Here is a 22,506-nt window from a genome sequence, read left to right as displayed (position 1 = left end):
GATGAGCATACAAGTAGAAAACATCCGCAAGGCCTTCGGCGACTTCGTCGCCCTGAACGATGTCAGTTTGAACTTCCCCAGCGGCGAACTGGTGGCGCTGCTGGGTCCATCCGGCTGCGGCAAGACCACGCTGTTGCGCATCATCGCCGGCCTGGAGCAGGCCGATCGCGGCCGCGTGCTGCTGGATGGCGAGGACGCCTCCGCCACCCATGTGCGCGAGCGCCAGGTCGGTTTCGTGTTCCAACACTACGCGCTGTTTCGCCATATGAGCGTGTTCGACAACGTGGCATTCGGCCTGCGCATGAAGCCGCGCCGCGAACGCCCGTCCGAAGCCGAGATCGCCCGCCGCGTGCATGAGCTGCTGGACCTGGTGCAGCTGAACTGGCTGGCCGACCGCTTCCCCGCCCAGCTGTCCGGCGGCCAGCGCCAGCGCATCGCCCTGGCCCGCGCGCTGGCGGTGCAGCCGCGCGTGCTGTTGCTGGACGAACCGTTCGGCGCGCTGGACGCCAAGGTGCGCAAGGAGCTGCGCCGCTGGCTGCGCAAATTGCACGACGAGCTGCACATCACCTCCCTCTTCGTCACCCACGACCAGGAAGAGGCGCTGGAAGTGGCGGACCGGGTGGTGTTGATGAATCACGGCCAGGTGGAGCAGATAGGCTCGCCGGCCGAAGTGTACAGCCAGCCGGCCAGCGCCTTCGTCTATGGCTTCCTCGGCAGCGCCAACCGCATCCGCGGCGTCAGCGGCCCGGGCGCCATCGCGGTGGGCGGGCAGATGCTGGACGCCGACCATCAACAACCGCACGGCCAGCCGGTGGAAGCCTTCATCCGCCCGCACGAACTGACCATCGTCCCGGATCATGGGCCTGGGCTGCCGGCGCGGGTGCAACGCGTGCTGACCCTGGGCGGCCTGGCCCGCGTGGAGTTGGAAGGACGCGATGAACTGGCCGGCCAGACCTTCGACGCAGAACTGCCGGCCGATGCCCCGCTGCTGCAAACGCTGGCCGCCGGCCAGCCGGTGCGGCTGCAAGCGCGCGCCGCCCGCGTGTTTGCCGCCGCGCAAGGAGCCGAGGCATGAACTTCCAGCAACTGCGCATCATCCGCGAAACGGTGCGCCAAGGCTTCAATCTGACCGAAGTGGCCAACGCGCTGTATACCTCGCAATCCGGCGTCAGCAAACACATCAAGGACCTGGAGGACGAACTGGGCGTGGAGCTGTTCGTGCGCAAGGGCAAGCGCTTCCTCGGCTTGACCGACCCCGGCAAGGAGCTGCTGACCATTGTCGAACGCATGCTGCTGGACGCCGGCAACATCAAGCGGCTGGCGCAGCAGTTCAGCCTGCGCGACGAGGGCCAGCTGACCATCGCCACCACTCACACTCAGGCGCGCTACGCGCTGCCGCAGGTGGTCACCGCGTTCAAGCGCGCTTTTCCGCGCGTGCATCTGGTGCTGCATCAGGCCAGTCCGGCCGAGCTGGTCAAGCTGCTGCTGGAAGGCGAGGCTGATATCGGCATCGCCACCGAGGCCGTGCATGAGGTGCCGGAACTGGTGTCCTTCCCCTACTACAGCTGGCATCACTGCGTGATCGCGCCGCCCGATCATCCGCTGCACGACGCGCCGCTGACGCTGGAGGCATTGGCCGAGCACCCCATCGTCACCTACCACCACGGCTTCACCGGCCGCGCCAGGATAGACAATGCCTTCGCCGAAGCCGGCTTGGCGCCGGACATCGTGATGTCGGCGCTGGACGCCGACGTGATCAAAACCTATGTCGAACTGGAGCTGGGCGTCGGCATCGTCGCCTCCATGGCGGTGGACCCGCGCCGCGATACCAGCGTCAAGGTGGTGGAGGGCTCGCCGCTGTTCGGCCAGCAGACCAGCCGCATCGCCATCCGCCGCGGCCATTATCTGCGCAGCTACGCCTACCGCTTCATCGAACTGTGCGCGCCGGCGCTGAATGAACAGAGCGTGCGCCAGGCGCTGAGCCCGGCGACGCAGGATTAGTTCTCGAAACCTAAACAAACAGGCCCGGCAATACCGGGCCTGTTTCATGACGCGATGGGCTGGCTCAGCGCTTATCCATCATGATCTGCAGTATCTGGGTATCGGTCTGCGCCATGCCCTGCGTGGCCAGCTTGCCCAGATTGGCGATGGACACGTCCACGTCGTGGGCGACGATGCCTTCGTTGCCGGTGACGCGGGTGCCGTCCAGCGCCATCAGCACCGCCTTGTAGCCGGAACCGGCAGAGGTGGACACTTTCATCGCGCAGCTATTGGACGCGCCGTCGCAAATCATGCCGGCCAGGTCGCCTATCATGCTGGAAATCGCCATGCTGACCGCCTGATAGCCGCCGTTCAGCAACTGCGCCATGCCGGCCGCCGCCCCCATGGACGCGGTGGTGACGGCGCACAGCGCAGACAGCTTGGGCAGGCGGGTGTGAATGTAGACGGCGATCAGGTGCGACAAGGCCAGCGCGCGGATCAGGGTCTCGCGGTCGGCCTTGACGTGCTCGGCCACCACCACCACCGGCATGGTCGCGGCGATGCCCTGGTTGCCGGAGCCGGAATTGCTCATCGCCGGCAGCGTGGCGCCGCCCATGCGCGCGTCGGACGCGGCGGTAGTGCGGGTGAGGATGCGCGACAGCAGGCCTTCGGATAGCAAGCCGGCTTCGATCTGCCGCTGCAGCGTGGCGCCGATGTGCAGGCCGTACTTGCCGCTCATGCCCTCGTCGGCCAAAGCGCTGTTCAGCACCGCGGCGTCGTGGATGAAGTCGATCATTTCCAGCGGGGCCCGGGTGGCGAAGTCGTAGACGTCGCGCGCGGTGGCGTCGCCCAGATCGTAGTTTTCCACCGGCTTGGCGTCGGCGGCCTCGCGCTTGAGCAAGACCTCGCCGTTGCGTTCTACCCGGATCACATTGGTATGGGCGTCGGCGATGGCCACGCGGGCGCATTCGTCGCCGTGCCAGACGCAGGCCTCGGCGTACAGGATATTTGGCACTGCGGCCACGCCCAGCTTGACCTTGCCGTCGGCCAGCATCTGCTTGCCGGCGGCCACCTGCTCGACCGTCAGATTCTTCAACACTTCCAGCTTGGCGTCCGGGTCGCCGCCCAGCGCGCCGACGGCGGCGGCGATCGGCAGGCCGACGGTGCCGGTGCCCGGCACGGTCACGCCCATGCCGTTCTTCATCAGATTGGCCGACACCCAAGCGTCGATGCGCTGCGGCTCCTTGCCCAGTTCCCGCGCGGCCAGCGCGGCGGCCAGCGCCAGCGAGATCGGCTCGGTACAGCCCAAGGCCGGCACCACTTCCTGTTTCAGGGCCTTGACGAATTCCGGCCACAAGCTCATTTCGCGTTCAGACATGCTCATTCCCGACACCACTGCAATGGATATAAACAAATAACTTTTGTTTACTTTACCACCAAGCGGCTATCGCGTGTGCTTAAGAAATAGGCTATCCGAAGCAGTGCAGCATTCCGATCAAACAAAGGCCGGCGGCTACGCTCAGCGCCGGATCAGCCCCTGGGAGATGGGTTTGGCCAGCAAGCGCCGGTATAGAAGCTCGGCCATCCCGGTCAAGGCGGCGCCATACCGCGCCCACGCAGGCGACAACGCCGCATACCAGGCGATGGACACCAGCAAGGCCCCCAGCATGTCCAAGGGAAAATGCACGCCAAGATACACTCTGGACCAGGCCACAGCCGTACCGGCAACCGCCAACAGCCAGCCCCAGCCGCGCGCCGGGCTGAACCACCAGCACAGCGCCATCATCGCGAAAATCGTGCCGTGGTTGCTGGGAAACGATGGCGTGGCGTCATGCGCCAGAAAGGTATAGCCGATAGGCACGGCGAAGGGGCGCGGATGTGGCCATACCAGCCCGACCAACCAATTGCCCAGCAAGGCGGCGCCGGTAAACAGCAGGGCTTTCACTATGGTGTCGCGCAACGCAGGGTGCCCCCATAGCCACAATGCGAACAGCAGCACCGGCAGCAGACGCATCACATCACGGGCGATGAAAGTAGCCAGCTGGATGGAAAATGGGGCGCTAGCCGGTGTGGCGTTGATCAACAGAAACAGCGATTGATTGAAAGATTCGAGAAGTGCCATCGGTCACCGAACTGGCCGAAACGCGTCGCGGCCAGGAAAGTATTGAGATTGGAAGATTAGTCTTGAATATGACTGTTTTGTTCCATTTCCATGAAACGGAGCGCCATCCGCTCCCGGGCCGGGCCCGACAACAGGTTGAAGCAAAGCAAAAAGCCCGCATCAGCTGATGCGGGCTTTTAAATTCTGGCTCCCCGAGCAGGGCTCGAACCTGCGACCTGCGGATTAACAGTCCGTCGCTCTACCGACTGAGCTATCAGGGAACATTTAGAGAAAGGATGATAACCCACATCCCCCTCCCCGTCAATACATCAGTAATTTGAGCAGGGAAGACTTGCGCCCTCCCCCCCTCTGCGGGATCAACCCTGGCGGGTCTCTACCTGCATCAACTGCACCGGCTGCTCAACGTCGGCTTGCGCTTGGCCCACCACGTCGCGGCGGCGCGGGCCTTGCGGCAGCAGCGGCTCTTCTACCGCTTGCGGCTGCAGTTGCGCCGGCTTGGTCGAGACCATGACCAGCCCGCCGAGATCCAGCGGCTTGGCCTCGACAACGGTCTCAACCGCCCGCGGAGCCTGCTCGATGGGCGGTTGCGCTTCGACAAGCGCCTCCACCGCAACCGCCACGGCTACAGCTTGTTCCACCACTACCGCGGGAGCCGCCTCGGCAACCGGCTCAACCAGCTCAGCCGCTTGCGCTTCGACTTGCGCTTCAATCTCAAGCGCCGGCGTCACCACCACGGCCTCCGCTGCGGGTTCGGCCACTACTACCGGCGCCACGACCGGCTCGGCAACAGGCGCAACTTCCACCACAGCAACTTCGGCAACTTCAACGGACGCCGGAGCCGCCTCAAGCACTACTGCAGCGACTTCGCTCGCCGCCGCCTCGGCAGGCTTGGTTTCCACTTCCACCAGCTGGGCAGTAGGCGCTTCGCTTGCCACTTCTACCGCAGCCACCGCCACGATGGCTGCGGCGGCCACGCCGGCGGCTTCCGCCAACGGAGCTTCGGCGCCGGTTTCGGCGGCTACGCCCTCCACCTGGGCTTCCGGATTGTCGCGGCGACGATCGCGGCGGCTGCGGCGGCGGCGGCGCTCGCCGCGCTCCTGCTGCTCGGCCTGCTCGCCTTCGATGCCTTCGGCGCGCAATTCTTCCTGCGCCAGCGGCTTCTCAGCCTCAAGCGGAGCGACAACCGGCGCCTGACGGCGACGCGGCTCCTGCTGCGGCTTGTCCTGCTTTTCAGCCTTGTCGCTCACGCGCTCTTCGCGCGGCTGCTGCTCGCGGACTTCCTTCGCATCGCGCGGCTCGCGGCCCTCGCGCTCGCGGCGGCGATTGCCGCGCTCGCGCTGCTGCTCGTTGCGCTCTTCGCGTTCGCGAACAGGCTCCTTACGCTCCGCATCCTTGCGTTCCGGGCGCTCGGCATCCTTGCGCTCGTCTTGGCGACGCGGCTTCACCTCATCCTGAACGGTCTGGCGGCGCTGCTCGTGCTCGCGGCGAGCCTGGGCGCCGGTGCGGCGCTCCTGCTGACGCGAACGGTTGCCGCGCTGCTCGTTGCGGGCGGCTGCGGGAGCCGGCTTTTTCTTCTCCGGCTCGGCCACTTTCTCCGGCTCGGCGAACAGACCCTTGAGCCAGGACACGACGCCGGCGATCAAACCAGCCTGCTGCACCGGCTTGGGCGCCGCGGGCGCTACGGTCGGGGCCGGTTGCTGCGGGGTGATGCCCTTGACTGCGGCTTCCTGGCGCACCACCTTCGGCTTTTCCTGGCCGAAGTTGGTGATCACATCCTCTTCCTGCACTTCGACACGGGTGTAGCTCGCGGCTTCGCCCGCTTCGGCCAGGTCGTCGTGGCGCACGCGCACGATCTTGTAATGCGGCGTTTCCAGGTGGATGTTCGGGATCAGCACCACGTCCACATCGAGGCGTTCTTCGATGGAGTGGATCTCGGCGCGCTTCTCGTTCAGCAGGAAGGTGGCCACATCGACCGGCACCTGCGCGTGCACCGCGCCGGTGTTTTCCTTCATCGCCTCTTCCTGGATGATGCGCAGGATGTGCAGCGCGGACGATTCGGTGCCGCGGATGAAGCCGATGCCATGGCAACGCGGACATGGCTCGTGGCTGGTTTCGCCCAGAGACGGCTGCAGGCGCTGACGCGACAGCTCCAGCAGGCCGAAGCGGGACAGCTTGCCCATCTGCACGCGGGCGCGGTCATGCTTCAGAACGTCGCGCAGGCGGTTTTCCACGTCGCGCTGGTTCTTCGGGTTTTCCATGTCGATGAAGTCGATCACCACCAGGCCGCCCAAGTCGCGCAGACGCAGCTGGCGGGCGATCTCTTCGGCCGCTTCCAGGTTGGTGCGGACCGCGGTTTCCTCGATGTCGGCGCCCTTGGTGGCGCGAGCGGAGTTGACGTCGACCGATACCAGCGCTTCGGTGTGGTCGATCACGATGGCGCCGCCGGACGGCAGCTGCACGCTGCGCGAGAAGGCGGTTTCGATCTGGTGTTCGATCTGGAAACGGGAGAACAACGGCACATGGTCCTTGTACAGCTTCACACGCGACAGCATGTTCGGCATCACATGGCTCATGAACTGGCGGGCCTGGTCGTGGATTTCGTCGGTGTCGATCAGCACTTCGCCGATGTCCGGGTGGAAGTAGTCGCGGATCGCGCGGATTACCAGGCTGCCTTCCTGCAGGATCAGGAACGGCGCGGACTGCGCGCCGGCGGCGCCTTCGATGGCGCGCCACAGCTGCATCAGGTAACCCATGTCCCACTGCAGCTCTTCCAGATTGCGGCCGATGCCGGCGGTGCGGGCGATCAGGCTCATGCCGTGAGGCACTTCCAGCTGCGACAGCAGGTCTTTCAGCTCCTGGCGCTCCTCGCCCTCGATGCGGCGCGATACGCCGCCGCCGCGCGGGTTATTCGGCATCAGCACCAAGTAACGGCCGGCCAGGCTGATATAGGTGGTCAGCGCCGCGCCCTTGTTGCCGCGCTCGTCCTTCTCCACCTGCACCACCACTTCCATGCCTTCGCGCAGAACGTCCTGAATGCGCGGACGGCCGCCTTCATAGCCTTGGAAATAAGAGCGGGACACTTCCTTGAACGGCAGGAAGCCGTGGCGTTCCGTGCCGTAATCGACAAAGCAGGCTTCCAGCGAAGGTTCGATGCGGGTGATCACACCCTTGTAGATATTCCCCTTGCGCTGCTCTTTGCCTACGGTCTCGATATCGAGGTCGACGAGCTTTTGCCCATCGACAATGGCGACGCGCAGCTCTTCAGCTTGCGTCGCGTTGAACAACATACGTTTCATTTACATTCCTTGCGCAGCACTCACGCAAGGACGCAGCCAGTATTTGACGGCCCAGTGACTATAAATGGGCGCTTTCCGAAAGAAGTGTCGAGGTAAAGATCGAGAAAAACAGGTTTGCTTTGACAGCCTACTTCCTGAATTGAGTCACATGCAGCCCCGCTACTCTGTGCGCAACCGGCGCATCGGCGTTGTCGCCGATCCCGCCTACCAGGCGGGACAAACACAGCAGGACGGCTGGCATGCCGGGTCAAACTTCGCTGCGAAATCTCTCGACTGGCTTGGCATCGAAAGATGGAATACTCGTGAGTGCGTTATGCGTATAAATGCATTACCATCGCTACTTTTCGGTGAGCGAGTTAACCTTGGCTGCGGCTGTGACAAACGGCATCAGGTCAGGAGTTGGCCCCTGCCGGCCATTTCGGATCTCCGCAGCAGCATCACGCAAAACAACCCGTGATCGTGGTTTTCCGGCCGCCATCCGCTCTAGGGTGCCACGCACCACGGACAGCGCCACAAGTATAAGCAATATGACAGACATTCGCAAAGATTCCGTAACCTTCCTTGAAGTGACCGCTGAAGACGCCGGCCAGCGGCTGGACAACTACCTGCAGCGGCTGCTCAAGGGGGTGCCGAAGAGCCATATCTACCGCATCCTGCGCTCCGGCGAAGTGCGCGTGAACAAGGGCCGCGTCGACGCCAGCTACCGGGTGACGGAAGGCGACACGCTGCGCATCCCGCCGATCCGCATCGCCGAGCGCCCGGAAAAAGTCGTGCCGGCCGCCACCTTCCCTGTCATCTACGAGGACGACGCGCTGCTGGTGATCAACAAGCCGGCCGGCGTGGCCGTGCATGGCGGCAGCGGTGTGTCCTTCGGCGTGATCGAGCAACTGCGCCGCGCCCACCCGGAATGGCGCTACCTGGAGCTGGTGCACCGGCTGGACCGTGAAACTTCCGGCCTGCTGATGCTGGCCAAAAAACGCTCCGCGCTGACCAAGCTGCACGACATGATGCGCGACAATGTGCCGGACAAGCGTTATCTGGCGCTGGCCGCCGGCCACTGGCCGGAAAACATCAAACAGGTGAAGCTGCCGCTGTTCAAGTTCCACACGCCGGATGGCGAGCGCCGGGTGAAAGTGGCCGAAGGCGACGACGGCCAATACGCCCACACCAACTTCGCCATCCAGCAGCGCTACACGGAATTCACGCTGGTGGAAGCGCATCTGCGCACCGGCCGCACCCACCAGATCCGCGTGCACATGCAAGCCAACGGCTGCGCCATCGCCGGCGACGAGAAATACGGCGACTTCGCGCTGAACAAGGAACTGGCCAAGCGCGGCCTTAAGCGGATGTTCCTGCATGCCAGAAGCCTGACGCTGCCGCACCCGCTGACCGGCGCGCCTCTCAAGCTGGAAGCGCCGCTGCCGCCGGAGCTGGAAAAATTCCTGAAAACCCTGGAGCGGCGCTGATGCGTGAGTATGATCTGGTAGTGTTCGACTGGGATGGCACGCTGATGGACTCGACTGGCCATATCGTCCATGCCATCCAGCAAGCCTGCCGCGACCTCGCCCTCCCCGTTCCGGCACGCGAGGCCGCCAGCCACGTCATCGGCCTGCGGCTGGCCGATGCGATGCGACAGTTCTGCCCGGAGCAGCAAGCTGATCGCTTGCCGGATTTGATCGACGCATTCCGCCGCCACTACCAGGCCAATCTGGACCAAGTCACCCTGTTCGACGCCGCCCGCAAAACGCTGGAAGCCATCCGCGCCCACGGCGTTTTCGTCGCCATCGCCACCGGCAGCAGCCGCGCCGGCCTGGACCGCGCATTGGCCGCGGCCGGCATAGGCGAGCTGTTCGACGCCACCCGCACTGTGGACGAATGCCACTCCAAGCCGCATCCGGACATGCTGCTGCAGCTGACGGACTTCTTCGGCGTGGAGTGCCGCCGCGCGCTGATGGTCGGCGACAGCAGCCACGACCTTTTGATGGCGAACCATGCAGGTTGCCACGGCGTAGGCATCAGCCATGGCGCCCATGCCAGCGAGCATCTGCAGCGTTGCCAGCCGCTCGCCATCGTCCACTCGCTGCCCGAGCTGGCCTCATGGCTGCTGCCCCGGCTCTGCTGATCTGCGCATCGGCGCAACTTGAAGACGGCGGCCTGGCCTGCCGTTTTGAAATCGCGCAAGCCGACGGCAGCCGCCTGTCCGCCTTCGCCATCCGTTACCGCGGCCAGGTGCACGGCTATCTGAACCGTTGCTGCCACATCCCGATTGAGCTGGACCTGCAGGACGGCAAGCTGTTCGACCTGAGCGGCCACCATCTGGTCTGCAGCATGCACGGCGCGCTGTACCACCCCGCCACCGGCTATTGCAGCTGGGGGCCGTGTCGAGGCCAATCGCTGACCGCTCTCGACGTGATTGAAGAAAACGGCCAAGTCTGGCTCAATGTCATGCCCGGATGATTTTTGCTAGACTGCCGGGATTATCTCCGGAGCGAAATCGATCATGAGCGACACCCATAACTGGGAACGACAATTGCTGGAAAAACTGGCCTCCGCCGCCTTGGTGGAGCAACGCCGCAGCCGGCAATGGAAAATCTTCTTCCGGCTGATCTGGCTGGCCATCATCGGCTTCATCGCCGTCAGCCTGTTCATGCGCAATGAGGAAAAGGCCGGCGCCAGCCTGACCGGCAGCGGCCACAGCGCCGTGATCCAGCTGGACGGCGCCATCAGCAGCGAAAACGACACCGGCAAGAAAATGACCGAAGCGCTGGACGAAGCGTTCCGCGACCGCAACACCAAAGGCATCATCATCGACGCCAACAGCCCCGGCGGCAGCCCGGTGCTGTCCGGCATGGTCTACGATGAAATCCGGCGGCTGAAGAAGCTGCACGCCAATATTCCGGTCTACGTGGTGGTCAGCGAAGTCTGCGCGTCCGGTTGCTATTACATCGCCTCCGCCGCGGACAAGATTTATGTCGACAAGGCCAGCATCGTTGGCTCCATCGGCGTGCTGTCCGACGGCTTCGGCTTTACCGGCGCGCTGGAAAAACTCGGCGTGGAACGGCGGTTGAAGACCTCGGGCGAAAACAAGGCGATGGGCGATCCGTTCTCGCCGGTCAACCCCAAGCACGAGGCCATTCGCCAGCAGCTGCTGGACGACATCCACGCCCAGTTCATCCAGGCCGTGCAAGCCGGCCGCGGCCGCCGCCTGAAAAATGACCCGCAGCTGTTCAGCGGCATGGTGTGGCTGGGCGAAAAAGCCATCCCGCTGGGCCTGGCCGACGGCTACGGCACCGTTGCCTCGGTCGCGCGCGACGTGGTCAAGGCGGAAAAAACCGTGGACTACACTCAGCAAGACGACTTCTCCAGCCGCGTGGCGCGCCGCATCGGCGTGGAATTCGCCGGCGGCGTGAAGTCGCTGTTCGACACCAAACTGTTCTGATCCAACGGAGGTGGCCATGGCATCCCGACGCAAGCGGCACGAAGAAGAGCACGAAAACCACGAGCGGTGGCTGGTCTCCTACGCAGACTTCATCACCCTGCTATTTGCCTTCTTTGTGGTGATGTACGCCATCTCGTCGTTGAACGAGGGCAAATACCGCGTGATGTCGTCGGCCATCATGGACGCCTTCCGCAGCGGAACGATGGTCACGGTGCAAACCTCGCCGCCCACCGGCGGCGCCAACACTCTGATAGAAATTCCGCAGACCAAGCCCATAGGCAAAGCCATCAAGTCTGGCCATCCGGCCCAGGAAACCGCCAAGCTCAGCCAGCTGACGCAGAATCTGGCCAAAGTGCTGAACCCGCTGGTGCAGAGCGGCGAAGTCACCATCACTCAGAATGAGCAAGGCATCAACATCGAAGTGCGCGACAGCGCCCTGTTCGCAGTCGGCCAGGCCGTCCCCAGCACGCAATCGCTGCCGCTGATGTCCAGCATGGCGAGGCTGCTGGCCGGCGTGGACAACTCCATCAAGGTGGAAGGTTTTACCGACAACGTCCCGATCAGCACAGCCAACTTCCCGTCCAACTGGGAACTGTCCGCGGCGCGCGCCGGCGGCATCGTCCGGCTGTTCGAGGAAAACGGCGTGCTGCCGCAACGGCTGGTCGCGGTGGGCCACGGCGCCAACCTGCCCGCCGCCGACAACGCCACAGCCGAGGGCCGCGCCCGCAATCGCCGCGTGACGATATCCGTGCAGGCAAACAACACCGCCGGCGCGGCCGAGGCATCCCCCACCCCCAAAGAGGTCAAACCATGAGCACCCCCCTTTCGCACGCCACGCTGGAGCAACTATTCCTGAACGCCCGCACCCACAGCCACTGGCAGCCGCGGCCGGTGAACGATGAGTTGCTGCATCAGCTGTACGACCTGCTGAGGCAGGCGCCCACCAGCGCCAACTGCTCGCCGGCGCGCCTGGTGTTCGTCAAGAGCGCCGAGGCCAAGGCCAAGCTGAAACCGTGCCTGGCAGAAGGCAATGTCGAAAAAACCATGGCCGCGCCGGTTTGCGTGATCGTCGCCCACGACACGCGCTTTTATGAAGAACTGCCCAAGCTGTTCCCGCACGCCGACGCCAAGAGCTGGTTCGAGGGCAACCAGCCGCTGATCGATACCACCGCCTTCCGCAACGGCACGCTGCAAGGCGCCTACCTGATCCTGGCCGCGCGCTCGCTGGGCCTCGATTGCGGCCCGATGTCCGGCTTCGACAACGCAGCAGTGGACGCCGTCTTCTTCCCGGACGGCCGCTTCAAGTCTAACTTCCTGATCAACTTGGGCTACGGCGCGGCGGACAAGCTGTTCCCGCGCTCGCCGCGTTTCAGCTTCGAAGAAGCCTGCCGCATCCTGTAATTCCCGCTGGCCCCGCCGCCGTGCCCGGTTATAATGCCGGGCATTTGCCTGCCCGGAGAATGCCATGCTGTACCCGCTGCTGCGCCCGCTGCTGTTCAAGCTCGATGCGGAAACCGCCCATGAACACACGCTGAAGATGCTGGACCGCGCGCACCGGCTGCATCTGACCCCGCTGGCGGCGGCGCCGGCCATCCGCCAGCCGGTGGAGGCCATGGGCATCACCTTCCCCAATGCGGTGGGCCTGGCCGCCGGGCTGGACAAGAACGGCGACCATATCGACGCGCTGGCGGCGCTGGGCTTCGGCTTCATCGAAATCGGCACTGTCACCCCGCGTCCGCAAGACGGCAATCCCAAACCCCGGCTGTTCCGTCTGCCGGAGCACGAGGCCATCATCAATCGCATGGGTTTCAACAACCACGGCGTGGCGGCGCTGCTGGACAACGTGCGCCGCTGCCGATTCAAGGGCGTGCTGGGCATCAATATCGGCAAGAACGCGATCACGCCGATAGAAAACGCCGTGGACGACTATCTCGCCTGCCTGGACCAGGTCTACGCCGCCGCCAGCTACGTCACCGTGAATATTTCGTCCCCCAACACCAAGAATCTGCGCCAGCTGCAGCAAGGCGACGAACTCGGCAAGCTGCTGTCCGCCCTGAAACAACGCCAACAGGCGCTGGCCGATCGGCACGGCCGCTACGTGCCGCTGGCGGTGAAGATCGCCCCGGACCTGGACGATGAGCAGATCACGGAAATCGCCCGCCTGCTCACTGAGCAGGGCATAGACGGCGTCATCGCCACCAATACCACGCTGTCTCGCGCCGAAGTGGCCGGCCACCCGCACGAACACGAGGCCGGCGGCCTGTCCGGCGCCCCGGTGCGCAGCCGCTCCACCGCGGTGATCCGCAAGCTGGCGCGGGAACTTGACGGCGCATTGCCTATCATAGGTGTTGGCGGCATCCTGTCCGGCAACGACGCCGTCGAAAAACTGGATGCCGGCGCCACGCTGGTGCAACTCTACAGCGGCCTGATCTACCGCGGACCAGAATTGGTGGGAGAATGCAGCAAAGCCGTGGCACAATACCTAAAAGCTCGCAATTGAACCAAAGAATGGAGCAGGACATGATCTCTACCCTTTCTCGCGCCACCCTGGTTGCCCTGCTCGGCGCAGGCATCCTCAGCGGCTGCTCGACTTCGGACTCCGCCGCCGTTTATTCCAAGAGCCAGATGCGCCAAGCGCAGACCGTGCAATTCGGCACCGTGGTTTCGGTGCAGAACGTGAAGATGGAAGGCGATAACAACGAACTGCTGACTCTGGGCGGTGCCGCGCTGGGCGGCCTGGCAGGCAGCAATATCGGCGGCGGCAAGGGCCAAGCGGCCGGCGCCATCGTCGGCGCGCTGGCTGGCGGCTTCGGCACCCAGGCCGCGCAACGCGCCATGACCAAGAACGCGCTGGAAATCACCGTGAAGCTGGATACCGGCCGCACCGTATCCATCGTGCAGGAAGCCGACATCCCGTTTGTGGCCAATCAGCGCGTGAAAGTGCTGAGCGGCGGCGGCAACGACCGCGTCGTGCCGTACTGATCAGGCAAACTAGGCAGCAAAGCAAACAGGCCCTTCCGGGCCTGTTTCATTTTCCGCTCGCCAGCGCGTCGCGAGCGTGCTCCGGCAGCCACTGCCAACGCCCGCCGCGCAATATCTGCAAGGGACGGTAGGCCGACTTGTACGACATCTTGCGACATTCGGCGATCCAGTAACCCAGATAAACGTACTCCAGCCCCATCTCCCTAGCCTGCTCCACCTGCCACAGCACGTTGTACACGCCCAGGCTCATTTGGGTGTCTTCCGGATCGTAAAAGGTGTACACCGCGGACAAGCCGTCGATCAACTTATCCACCAGGCTGACCATCTTCAGCGCGCCATCTTGCCGAAATTCCACCAGATGGCTGTCCACCCCGCTTTTCAGGATGAACTCGCTGTATTGCTGGGCATCGTCCTCCGACATGCCGCCGCCGGCGTGCCGGGTCTGCTGATACAGACGGTACAAGGCGTAGTGCTCGGCATCGAAGCGCAGCGGCAGCCAATGCGCGCTGAGCGACGAAGCCCGTTTCCATACCCGGCGCTGCGTCCTGCTGGGCTGAAACTCGCTCACCGGCAACCTCACGGGAATGCATGCCTGGCAAGAATCGCAATAAGGGCGATAGGTATACAGGCCGCTGCGGCGAAAACCCAGCCGCACCAATTGACTGTAAACGCCGCTGTCTATCGCCTCGGCCGGGATGGCCACCTGCGAACGCGCTTGCCGCTCCGGCAGATAGCTGCAGGGATAAGGCGCCGTGGCATAGAAATGGATGGCCGCAACTTGGCCGGCTTCACGATGGCTCATGGCGATAATGGTATTCCCACATCCGGTCAGGCTGGGATTGCCCGACCCGCTCCTTCAGCGTAGCAAGAAAAACATCGCGCGGCACCAGCCGGGCGCCCAGGCTCGCCAGATGCGCGGTATGCATCTGGCAGTCGATCATGCCCACCCCCTGCCCAGCCAGATGGCGGACCATGTGGACGAAGGCCAGCTTGGAGGCATCCGCGCGGCGGGAAAACATAGACTCGCCATAGAACATCCGCCCGATGGCCACGCCATACAAGCCGCCGACCAGTTCGCCGCCTATCCAGGTCTCGAAACTGTGGGCATAGCCCAGCTGATGCAGCCGGCAATAGGCCGCCACCATCTCGGGCACGATCCAGGTGCCGTCCTGGCCTGCGCGCGGCTCGGCGCAGGCCCGCATCACCTCGTCAAAGGCGCTGTCGACGCGTATCTCATAATCGAGATTGCGCAGGGTCTTGGCCAGCGAACGGCTGACTTTCAGCTCTTCGGGATACAGCACCATACGCGGCGCCGGCGACCACCACAAAATGGGTTCGCCTTCGGAAAACCAGGGGAAAATGCCCTCTGAATAGGCGCAGAGAATGCGCCTCGGGGACAGATCGCCGCCGGCGGCCAACAGGCCGTTGGGATGACCCAGCGCCTGCGTCACCGGCGGGAAGACAGGCTCGGGTCCGAGCCAGGGAATCATCCGCGCTGACCGCCCTTGCCCAGGCAGTCGGGGCACTCGCCATACATGTACAGCGCGTGGTCGACGATGCGGTAGCCATGCTGCTCGGCGATGCGGTTCTGCAGCGCCTCGATCTCGGGATCGAAGAACTCGACCACCTTGCCGCAGCTGACGCACACCATATGATCATGGTGGCCGCCCTGGTTCAATTCGTACACGGCCTTGCCGGTTTCGAAATGATGGCGCACCAGAATGCCGGCCTGCTCGAACTGCGTCAGCACGCGGTAGATGGTGGCGAGACCGATGTCGATGTTTTCCGCTAGCAGCTTGCGGTAGACATCTTCGGCCGACATATGCCCGGCGTCGGTCTGTTCGAACAGATCCAGGATTTTCAGGCGCGGTCCGGTGGCTTTCAGGCCGATATCTTTGAGGTGACTGGCTTTGCTCATCGTGATATAAAGTGTGTCGGTTTTCGAATCATGATAAAGCCTTTTGACGGCTTTGCCTAATTACAGCCTCATAAACATTCGAGTCAATCGGAGTATCATGCGCGCCCTGATTTTCGCCGCTGTCATCGCCGTCTCTGGCTGCAGTTCCCTGAATCCGCTGGACTGGACCCACAAGGTGGAAGTTCAGCAAGGCAATTATGTCACCGCCGACGCCGTGGCCAAACTCAAACCAGGCATGACCCGCGCCCAGGTTCGTTTCGTGCTCGGCACGCCGCTGCTGACCGACGCCTTCCATGCCAATCGCTGGGACTACAAGTATAGCGAGGCCAAGGGCGGCAAAGTGGACCCGAAGAGCGATAAGCTGCTGACCGTCTATTTCAAAGGCGATGCGCTGGACCGCGTAGAGGGCCAATCGCAGCCTGCGCCGCCGCCCAAGCAACTGGATGCATCGGCCCCGCTGGCCGTACCCGCCGAACAAGTGAAAAAGCCATGAATCCGCAGAATATCGTGATCGTCGGCGCGTCTGGCCGCATGGGCCGGGTGCTGATCGAATCGGTGCTGAACACGCCCGGCACACGCCTGCACGCCGCCATCGACCGCGCCGACTCCGGCTTCATCGGCCAGGATGCCGGCCTGTTCTGCGGTCGCAACAGCGGCGTCGCCATCAGTTCGGACTTCATCGCCGCGCTGGACGGCGCCGACGTGGTGATCGACTTCACCCGCCCCGAAGGCACGCTGGAACACATGCTGGCCTGCGTCGAACGCGGCGTGCGCATGGTGATCGGCACCACCGGCTTCGACGATGCCGGCAAAGCCGCCATCCGCGAAGCGGCGGACAAGATCGGCATCGTATTCGCCGCCAACTTCAGCGTGGGCGTGAACCTGACCTTCAAGCTTCTGGACATGGCTGCCCGCGTGCTGGATGAAGGCTACGATATCGAAATCATCGAGGCCCACCACCGCTTCAAGGTGGATGCGCCGTCCGGCACCGCGCTGCGCATGGGCGAAGTCATCGCCGACGCGCTGGGCCGCGACCTGAAGCAGTGCGCCGTTTACGGCCGCGAGGGCGTCACCGGCGAGCGCGATCCGCAAACCATAGGCTTCGCCACCGTGCGCGGCGGCGACGTGGTGGGCGACCATACCGCGCTGTTCGCCACGCTGGGCGAGCGGGTGGAAATCAGCCACAAAGCCTCCAGCCGCGCCACCTTCGCCAACGGCGCCGTGCGCGCCGCGCGCTGGCTGTCCGACAAACCGCACGGCCTGTTCGATATGCAGGATGTGCTTGGCCTGCGTTGATACGCGGAGGGGCTAAGCCCCTCCTCCCCCTCCATGCGCCTCTCGACGCTGATTCCCCTGTTGCTGTTTCTGTTAGGCGCCACCGCCTGCGCCTCCCTGCTGCACCACAGCCATCTGCAGCCTGCCAGCCTGCTGCGGCTGGCGCCGCAACCGCTTCTGGAATGGCAATTGCTGATGGAGTTGCGGCTGCCGCGGCTGCTGGCCGCGGCCAGCGCCGGCATCTTGCTGGCCAGCGCCGGGACCGCCGTGCAGGCGCGCTTTCGCAATCCGCTGGCCGAACCCGGCCTGATAGGCATCAATAGCGGCGCCGCGCTGGCCGCCGCATTGGCATTGAGCCTGGGCGTCGGCCTGTATGGCGTGGCGGCGGCGGGCTTCTTCGGCGGATTCGCCGCCTTGCTTTTGGTGCGCCTGCTGGGCAGCGACCGCGACGGCAAGCAGCTGATACTCAGCGGACTGGCCGTCAGCACCCTGCTCGGCAGCCTGCTGACGCTGCTGATCACCACCCTGCCCGACGGCTCGCTGCGCACCGTGACTTTCTGGCTGATGGGCAGCTTCGCCAGCGTAGAGTGGCCGCAAACCCTGGTCTTGCTGCTCGCGGCGCCTTTGATCTGGCTGGGCCTATACCAGCGCTGGCGTTTCCTCAATGCCTTGCAGCTGGGCGAGAGCGCGGCCTTCTATCTCGGCTTTCCCGTGCGCCGCCAGGAGTGGGCCATCATCCTGCTGGCGGCGTTGGCGGCCGGCCTGGTGGTATCGAATTGCGGCATGATAGGCTTCGTCGGCCTGATGGCGCCGCACCTGGCGCGGCAATTGATCGGCAGCGACTCGCGCCGCCTTTTGCTGGCGGCCCCGCTGTTGGGCGCCTGGCTCAGCGTCGGCGCTGATTGGCTGGCACGTTCGCTACTGGCGCCGGCGGAGCTGCCGGTGGGCGTGATCACCAGCCTGCTGGGCGCGCCGTTCTTCCTGTGGCTGCTTAAACGCCAGGAGGGCCGCGATGCTTGAGGCGCGCCATCTCTCGCTGACCCGCAACGGCAGACTGGTGCTGGACGACATCAGCCTGATGCTGCAAGCGGGCGAGCTGCTGGTCGCGCTGGGACCGAATGGCGCCGGCAAAAGCTCCTTGCTGAAGCTGCTCTCCGGCCTGTGGCAGCCCGACCAAGGCGACATCCTGCTGGACGGCCAGCCATTGTCGACGCTGAGCAAGCGCCAGCTGGCGGCACGTCGCGCCGTCATGGAGCAGGCCCCGCCCATGCCGGAAGACTGGACCGCAGAACAGCTGGTCGCGGCCGGGGCCTACCCGCTCGCCGGCGCCGCCCGCGCGCAAAGCCATGCCGCCATCGATCAGGCGCTGGCCTTGACTCATGCGACGGCGCTGCGCAAGCGCCGGCTGTCGCAGCTGTCCGGCGGCGAAAAACAGCGCTTGCAGCTGGCCCGCGCGCTGTGCCAGCTTTTATTGTCCGATCAGCCGCAGCGTTATCTGCTGCTGGACGAGCCGACCGCGGCGCTGGATTTCGCGCTATCCGACGCCTTAATGGCAGAGGCCCGCGCGCTATGCCGCCAGCTGGGCATCGGCGTCTTGGCCGTGGTGCACGATCTCAATCTCGCCTTGCGCCATGCCGACCAAGTGCTGCTGCTGAACGACGGCCGCGCCGCCGGCCATGGCGACACCGCCGAAATGATGCAGCTCGACAGGCTGGAGCAAGTTTACGGCGTGCGGCTGGCCGAACTGACGCATCCTGACCAGCCGTGGCGCGCCTTCATCCCCCTGTCAGACCACGCTCCCAGGAACTGAGAGCCATTGACAAGACTGCGAAGAGCACCTGAGCCTAGGCGTGCCGACGCACGCGGCACAAGCCATGCGGCAAGGACGCGCACGCAGGATCAGGGCTTGTATTGGCGGCCTTAAGACGTATTGCGCGCCGCTGTCAAACCTGCCATCCTGATTACCTCTCCCATGCAACCGGAAGGTTAGCCATGCCTCTGCTTGCCGCTTTGCAATCGTTGCCCAATCAGTTTTGTGGCGAGGGCATCAATCACGATGACCAGACCTTCACCGGTTGCCTGCAGTGGCAAGCGCTGCCCGGCCAGAGGGCCTTGCTGCTGCACTACACCGCCAACGGCACCAATGGCGAAGTCCTGCACCGTGAAACCACCCTGCTCGGCTACCAGCCGGACGGCACCCTGTGTCTGTGGCCAGTGATGGACGAGCTGCCCTTCGTGCTGCCTCACCCGGCCATTCGCCTGGCCGAGAGCGGCCACGGCGTGCTGGAGGTGGTATTCGCCAGCGGCCCGCGCAGCCTGAGCGAGCAGTTCCGCCAGGAAATCACCATCCGCATAGAGGCCAGCGGCCAGATGCACTACGCCCACGCCTGGGGCCTGCCCAATGGCAGCTTCGAGGACCGCTCGCTTTGCCGGCTCTCCCCTGTGGGCGGCACCGCCTGAGCGAGGCGATTCCCTGTAATGCCCCAGCCCTTCCTCTGCGCCGGCTTGAACGCAGCCGCGCCATATGAAAACAGGCAACGCGCGCGTTGCCTGTTTCTTTGTCGGGCGCCTCTCGGCGCCGCCTGTCACGCCTAGGTTCAGATCATCGCCGGATCCTTGTTGGCCTGCACTTCGAACAGCTGCTTGACTTCGCCGTTGCCATCCACGCTTTCCAGGCGAACATCGAAGCCCCACAGCCGGCACACATGCTTCAACACCTCCTGTGCGCTTTGCTCTTCCAGCGGACGGCGGTTATGCATGGTGTGGCGCAGCGTCAGGCTGCGGTCCCCGCGGACATTGACCGACCAGACCTGGATATTCGGCTCGCGCGAACCAAGATTGTATTGATCGGCAAGACGATTGCGGATTTCCCGATAGCCTTCTTCGTCGTGGATGCACGAGATTTCCAGCTTGTCGTCCCTGTCGTCGTCGCGGATCGCAAACAAGCGGAAATCGCGAATCAACTTGGGCGACAGGTACTGCGAGATGAAGCTCTCGTCCTTGAAATTGCGCATCGCGAACTCCAGGGACTCGCGCCAATCCGTGCCGGCCAGATCCGGGAACCAAGCCCGGTCTTCGTCGGTTGGCTCCTGACAGATCCGCTTGATGTCCTGATACATCGAGAAACCCAAGGCATAGGGGTTGATCCCGCTGTACCAGCGCGCCGTCACCGGCGGCTGCGTCACCACATTGGTGTGGCTCTGCAGGAACTCCAGCATGGCGCCGTCGGTGATCATGCCCTTGTCGTATAGGCGATTCATGATGGTGTAATGCCAGAAGGTGGCCCAACCCTCGTTCATCACCTGGGTCTGACGCTGCGGGTAAAAATATTGCGCCACCTTGCGCACGATGCGCACCACCTCGCGCTGCCAAGGCTCCAGCAGCGGCGCGGATTTCTCGATGAAATACAGCAGGTTCTCCTGCGGTTCCGTCGGGAAGCGCGGCGCGGATTTGCCGGAATCGTCCTTGTCGCGCTTGGGAATGGTGCGCCACAAGTCGTTGACCTGCATCTGGAGATACTGCTCGCGTTCTTCCTGCCGCGCCTGCTCCTGCGCCAGCGACAGCTTCTGCGGCCGCTTGTAGCGATCCACGCCATAGTTCATCAGCGCATGGCAGGAATCCAGCAGCTCCTCCACCTCGTCGATGCCGTAGCGCTCTTCGCACTTCATGATGTAGCTCTTGGCGAACACCAGGTAATCGATGATGGCGGAAGCGTCGGTCCAGGAGCGGAACAGGTAGTTGCCCTTGAAGAAACTGTTGTGGCCGTAGGCGGCGTGCGCGATCACCAGCGCCTGCATCGTCATGGAGTTTTCTTCCATCAGATAGGCGATGCAGGGGTTGGAGTTGATCACGATCTCATAAGCCAGCCCCATCTGGCCGCGCTTGTAGCTTTTCTCCGTGGAGACGAAGTGCTTGCCATAGCTCCAGTGGTGGTAATTGACCGGCATGCCCACCGAGGCGTAGGCATCCATCATCTGCTCGGCCGTGATGATTTCCAGCTGGTTGGGGTAAACATCCAGCTTGAATTCGTCTACCGCGATCTCGCGGATGGCGCGGTCGTATTCGCCGACCAATTCGAAGGTCCATTCGGATCCGGTGGAAATCGGTTTCATGCTTTCCCCCTTCTTTTCCCGCTTCATGCGCCACTCCTTCCCGCCGGCTGGCGCTTGAACAATTCGCGGAATACGGGATAGATGTCCGACGCCGAGCGGATCTTCTGCATGGCGAACTGCGGGCATTGCGCCTTGACCTTCAGGTACTCGTACCACAGGTTCTGCGGCTCGCCCTCGGTGATTTCGATGTAGGCGAAGTACTGGCAGTACGGCAGCAGCTCCTCTTCCAGAATGCGGCCGCAATTGGCCGAATCGCTGTCCCAGTTGTCGCCATCCGAGGCCTGGGCGGCGTAGATGTTCCATTCGCTGCTGGCGTAACGCTTCTTGACGATGTCGCTCATCAGGTTCAGCGCCGACGACACCACGGTGCCGCCGCTCTCGCGCGAGTGGAAAAAGTCCTGCTCATTAACCTCCACCGCGCTGGTATGGTGGCGGATGAAAACGACTTCGATCTTCTCGTAATTCCGCTGCAGGAACATGTACAGCAGGATGAAGAAGCGCTTGGCCATGTCCTTCTTTTGCTCGTCCATCGAGCCGGACACGTCCATGATGCAGAACATCACCGCCTGGCTGGTCGGCTTGGGCTGCTTCACCCGGTTGTTGTAGCGCAGGTCGAACGGGTCTATCCACGGAATGCAGGCCAAGCGCTCCCGCATCTGGTGGATTTTCTGCCGCTTCTCGCGCACCTCGATGGCGTTGTCGTCGTCGGACTCGATCAGCGTGTCGAGCTCTTCCTCGGCGTCATCCAGGCTGGCCAGCGTCGGCGCGGACATCGCCACCCGGCGCGCCAGCGCGCCGCGCAAGGAGCGGACGATATTGATGTTGGCCGGCGTGCCGTCGTTGGTATAGCCGGCGCGCACCGTCTTCAGCTCTTCAATCCCCATGAGCTGGGTCTTGATCAGGTTGGGCAGGGCCAGATCGTCGAAGAACACATTCATGAACTCCTCGCGCGACAGCTGGAAGACGAAATCGTCCTCGCCCTCGCCGTCCTGGCTGGCCTTGCTGCCGCCGCCGCCCGCTCCGCCCTGCGGCCTGGGGATGCGGTCGCCCTTGATGAACTCCTCGTTGCCGGGATGGACGTTTTCCCAAACGCCGCCCTTGCCATGATGGAAATGCGGCTCGGAAATATCCTTGACCGGAATGGATACCTTTTCCCCGCTTTCGATATCGGTGATGCTCCGTCCCTTGATCGCCTTGGAGACGGCTTCTTTGATTTGCGCCTTGAAACGGCGAAGAAAGCGTTCGCGATTGACCGCCGACTTGTTCTTGCCGTTGAGGCGTCTGTCTATGATGTGGGACATGGCCACCTCTCTAGCGCGCAATCGCGGCCGGCAGGCCCCGCCTGGAAACCTGCCGCCCAACCCCGCGCGCGGTTGACTCTC

General features: G+C 63.8%; 23 protein-coding genes and 1 tRNA gene. 15 read left to right on the top strand and 9 right to left on the bottom strand.

The window, feature by feature from the left end; genetic code table 11:
- Window position 1: 1 nt before the first annotated feature.
- Window positions 2-1,075: a sulfate/molybdate ABC transporter ATP-binding protein gene (locus BI343_RS18940; RefSeq protein ID WP_071110906.1), complete on the top strand. Its 1,074-nt coding sequence runs from the start codon at window positions 2-4 to the stop codon at window positions 1,073-1,075.
- Window positions 1,072-2,001, top strand: a complete 930-nt coding sequence (locus tag BI343_RS18935) for a CysB family HTH-type transcriptional regulator (protein WP_071110905.1) — start codon at window positions 1,072-1,074, stop codon at window positions 1,999-2,001. Before BI343_RS18940 ends, BI343_RS18935 begins: the two co-directional genes overlap by 4 nt.
- 64 nt (window positions 2,002-2,065) lie before the next feature.
- Here the strand turns inward: BI343_RS18935 and BI343_RS18930 are convergent, their stop codons facing one another.
- From BI343_RS18930 to BI343_RS18915, 4 genes are all read right to left on the bottom strand, one after another.
- Entirely contained in the window at window positions 2,066-3,358 is a 1,293-nt protein-coding gene (locus BI343_RS18930; RefSeq protein ID WP_211269472.1) for an L-cysteine desulfidase family protein, read from the bottom strand.
- 141 nt (window positions 3,359-3,499) lie between these two features.
- On the bottom strand, window positions 3,500-4,102 hold the full coding sequence (locus tag BI343_RS18925) for a phosphatase PAP2 family protein (protein ID WP_071110904.1): 603 nt from the start codon (window positions 4,100-4,102) through the stop codon (window positions 3,500-3,502).
- A gap of 184 nt (window positions 4,103-4,286) precedes the next feature.
- Window positions 4,287-4,362 (bottom strand) — tRNA-Asn (locus BI343_RS18920).
- A gap of 96 nt (window positions 4,363-4,458) precedes the next feature.
- The gene (locus tag BI343_RS18915; RefSeq protein ID WP_071110903.1) at window positions 4,459-7,398 is read right to left on the bottom strand and encodes an Rne/Rng family ribonuclease; all 2,940 of its coding nucleotides are present in this window, start codon (window positions 7,396-7,398) and stop codon (window positions 4,459-4,461) included.
- 527 nt (window positions 7,399-7,925) lie between these two features.
- On the opposite strand from BI343_RS18915, the gene BI343_RS18910 reads away from it, so the two are divergent.
- The 8 genes from BI343_RS18910 to BI343_RS18875 all read left to right on the top strand — a co-directional run bounded on the left by BI343_RS18910 (window position 7,926) and on the right by BI343_RS18875 (window position 13,819).
- Entirely contained in the window at window positions 7,926-8,864 is a 939-nt protein-coding gene (locus BI343_RS18910) for an RluA family pseudouridine synthase (protein ID WP_071110902.1), read from the top strand.
- The gene (locus tag BI343_RS18905) at window positions 8,864-9,520 is read left to right on the top strand and encodes an HAD family hydrolase (protein WP_083341078.1); all 657 of its coding nucleotides are present in this window, start codon (window positions 8,864-8,866) and stop codon (window positions 9,518-9,520) included. Before BI343_RS18910 ends, BI343_RS18905 begins: the two co-directional genes overlap by 1 nt.
- The gene (locus BI343_RS18900; RefSeq protein ID WP_071110900.1) at window positions 9,496-9,855 is read left to right on the top strand and encodes a Rieske (2Fe-2S) protein; all 360 of its coding nucleotides are present in this window, start codon (window positions 9,496-9,498) and stop codon (window positions 9,853-9,855) included. The genes BI343_RS18905 and BI343_RS18900 overlap by 25 nt, the downstream gene beginning before the upstream one ends.
- Before the next feature lie 43 nt (window positions 9,856-9,898).
- Entirely contained in the window at window positions 9,899-10,837 is a 939-nt protein-coding gene (locus BI343_RS18895; RefSeq protein ID WP_071110899.1) for a S49 family peptidase, read from the top strand.
- Window positions 10,838-10,853: 16 nt separating this feature from the next.
- A complete protein-coding gene (gene motD / locus BI343_RS18890; RefSeq protein ID WP_071110898.1) occupies window positions 10,854-11,651 on the top strand; it encodes a flagellar motor protein MotD in 798 nt (265 codons plus the stop codon).
- Window positions 11,648-12,238, top strand: a complete 591-nt coding sequence (locus BI343_RS18885) for a malonic semialdehyde reductase (protein ID WP_071110897.1) — start codon at window positions 11,648-11,650, stop codon at window positions 12,236-12,238. Before motD ends, BI343_RS18885 begins: the two co-directional genes overlap by 4 nt.
- Before the next feature lie 64 nt (window positions 12,239-12,302).
- On the top strand, window positions 12,303-13,337 hold the full coding sequence (locus BI343_RS18880; protein ID WP_071110896.1) for a quinone-dependent dihydroorotate dehydrogenase: 1,035 nt from the start codon (window positions 12,303-12,305) through the stop codon (window positions 13,335-13,337).
- Between the two features lie 20 nt (window positions 13,338-13,357).
- Window positions 13,358-13,819 carry an outer membrane lipoprotein gene (locus BI343_RS18875; RefSeq protein ID WP_043628472.1) on the top strand — a complete coding sequence of 154 codons (462 nt, stop codon included), beginning with the start codon at window positions 13,358-13,360 and terminating at the stop codon, window positions 13,817-13,819.
- Between the two features lie 46 nt (window positions 13,820-13,865).
- On the opposite strand, the gene BI343_RS18870 is transcribed toward BI343_RS18875, so the two are convergent.
- From BI343_RS18870 to fur, 3 genes are read right to left on the bottom strand one after another with little or no spacing between them, the layout of a single operon-like run.
- Window positions 13,866-14,621 (bottom strand): arginyltransferase, encoded by a 756-nt coding sequence (locus tag BI343_RS18870; RefSeq protein WP_071110895.1) that lies wholly within the window; start codon window positions 14,619-14,621, stop codon window positions 13,866-13,868.
- Entirely contained in the window at window positions 14,608-15,309 is a 702-nt protein-coding gene (aat, locus tag BI343_RS18865; RefSeq protein ID WP_043628409.1) for a leucyl/phenylalanyl-tRNA--protein transferase, read from the bottom strand. The genes BI343_RS18870 and aat overlap by 14 nt, the downstream gene beginning before the upstream one ends.
- Window positions 15,306-15,737 (bottom strand): ferric iron uptake transcriptional regulator, encoded by a 432-nt coding sequence (fur, locus tag BI343_RS18860; RefSeq protein WP_043628406.1) that lies wholly within the window; start codon window positions 15,735-15,737, stop codon window positions 15,306-15,308. Before fur ends, aat begins: the two co-directional genes overlap by 4 nt.
- Before the next feature lie 97 nt (window positions 15,738-15,834).
- Here fur and BI343_RS18855 point away from each other — a divergent pair, with 97 nt between their 5' ends.
- The 5 genes from BI343_RS18855 (at window position 15,835) to BI343_RS18835 (ending at window position 19,472) form a co-directional block, all read left to right on the top strand.
- The gene (locus tag BI343_RS18855; protein WP_043628403.1) at window positions 15,835-16,230 is read left to right on the top strand and encodes an outer membrane protein assembly factor BamE; all 396 of its coding nucleotides are present in this window, start codon (window positions 15,835-15,837) and stop codon (window positions 16,228-16,230) included.
- Window positions 16,227-17,033, top strand: coding sequence for a 4-hydroxy-tetrahydrodipicolinate reductase (dapB, locus tag BI343_RS18850; RefSeq protein ID WP_043628400.1), 807 nt, complete (start codon window positions 16,227-16,229; stop codon window positions 17,031-17,033). The genes BI343_RS18855 and dapB overlap by 4 nt, the downstream gene beginning before the upstream one ends.
- Window positions 17,034-17,093: 60 nt before the next feature.
- The gene (locus BI343_RS18845; RefSeq protein WP_161793038.1) at window positions 17,094-18,032 is read left to right on the top strand and encodes a FecCD family ABC transporter permease; all 939 of its coding nucleotides are present in this window, start codon (window positions 17,094-17,096) and stop codon (window positions 18,030-18,032) included.
- Complete coding sequence (locus tag BI343_RS18840; RefSeq protein WP_071110894.1) at window positions 18,025-18,822, top strand: ATP-binding cassette domain-containing protein; 798 nt, start codon at window positions 18,025-18,027, stop codon at window positions 18,820-18,822. Before BI343_RS18845 ends, BI343_RS18840 begins: the two co-directional genes overlap by 8 nt.
- A gap of 182 nt (window positions 18,823-19,004) precedes the next feature.
- Window positions 19,005-19,472, top strand: coding sequence for a hypothetical protein (locus BI343_RS18835; protein WP_043628397.1), 468 nt, complete (start codon window positions 19,005-19,007; stop codon window positions 19,470-19,472).
- A 137-nt stretch (window positions 19,473-19,609) separates the two neighbouring features.
- Here the strand turns inward: BI343_RS18835 and BI343_RS18830 are convergent, their stop codons facing one another.
- A complete protein-coding gene (locus BI343_RS18830; protein ID WP_223253523.1) occupies window positions 19,610-21,151 on the bottom strand; it encodes a SpoVR family protein in 1,542 nt (513 codons plus the stop codon).
- Complete coding sequence (locus tag BI343_RS18825; RefSeq protein WP_043628396.1) at window positions 21,148-22,425, bottom strand: YeaH/YhbH family protein; 1,278 nt, start codon at window positions 22,423-22,425, stop codon at window positions 21,148-21,150. Before BI343_RS18825 ends, BI343_RS18830 begins: the two co-directional genes overlap by 4 nt.
- Window positions 22,426-22,506: the final 81 nt, after the last annotated feature.

The organism is Chromobacterium amazonense, assembly GCF_001855565.1.
Taxonomy (GTDB): domain Bacteria; phylum Pseudomonadota; class Gammaproteobacteria; order Burkholderiales; family Chromobacteriaceae; genus Chromobacterium; species Chromobacterium amazonense.
The sequence above is the reverse complement of the archived record's forward strand: the minus strand, read 5'-3'. Positions and strand labels throughout refer to the sequence as shown.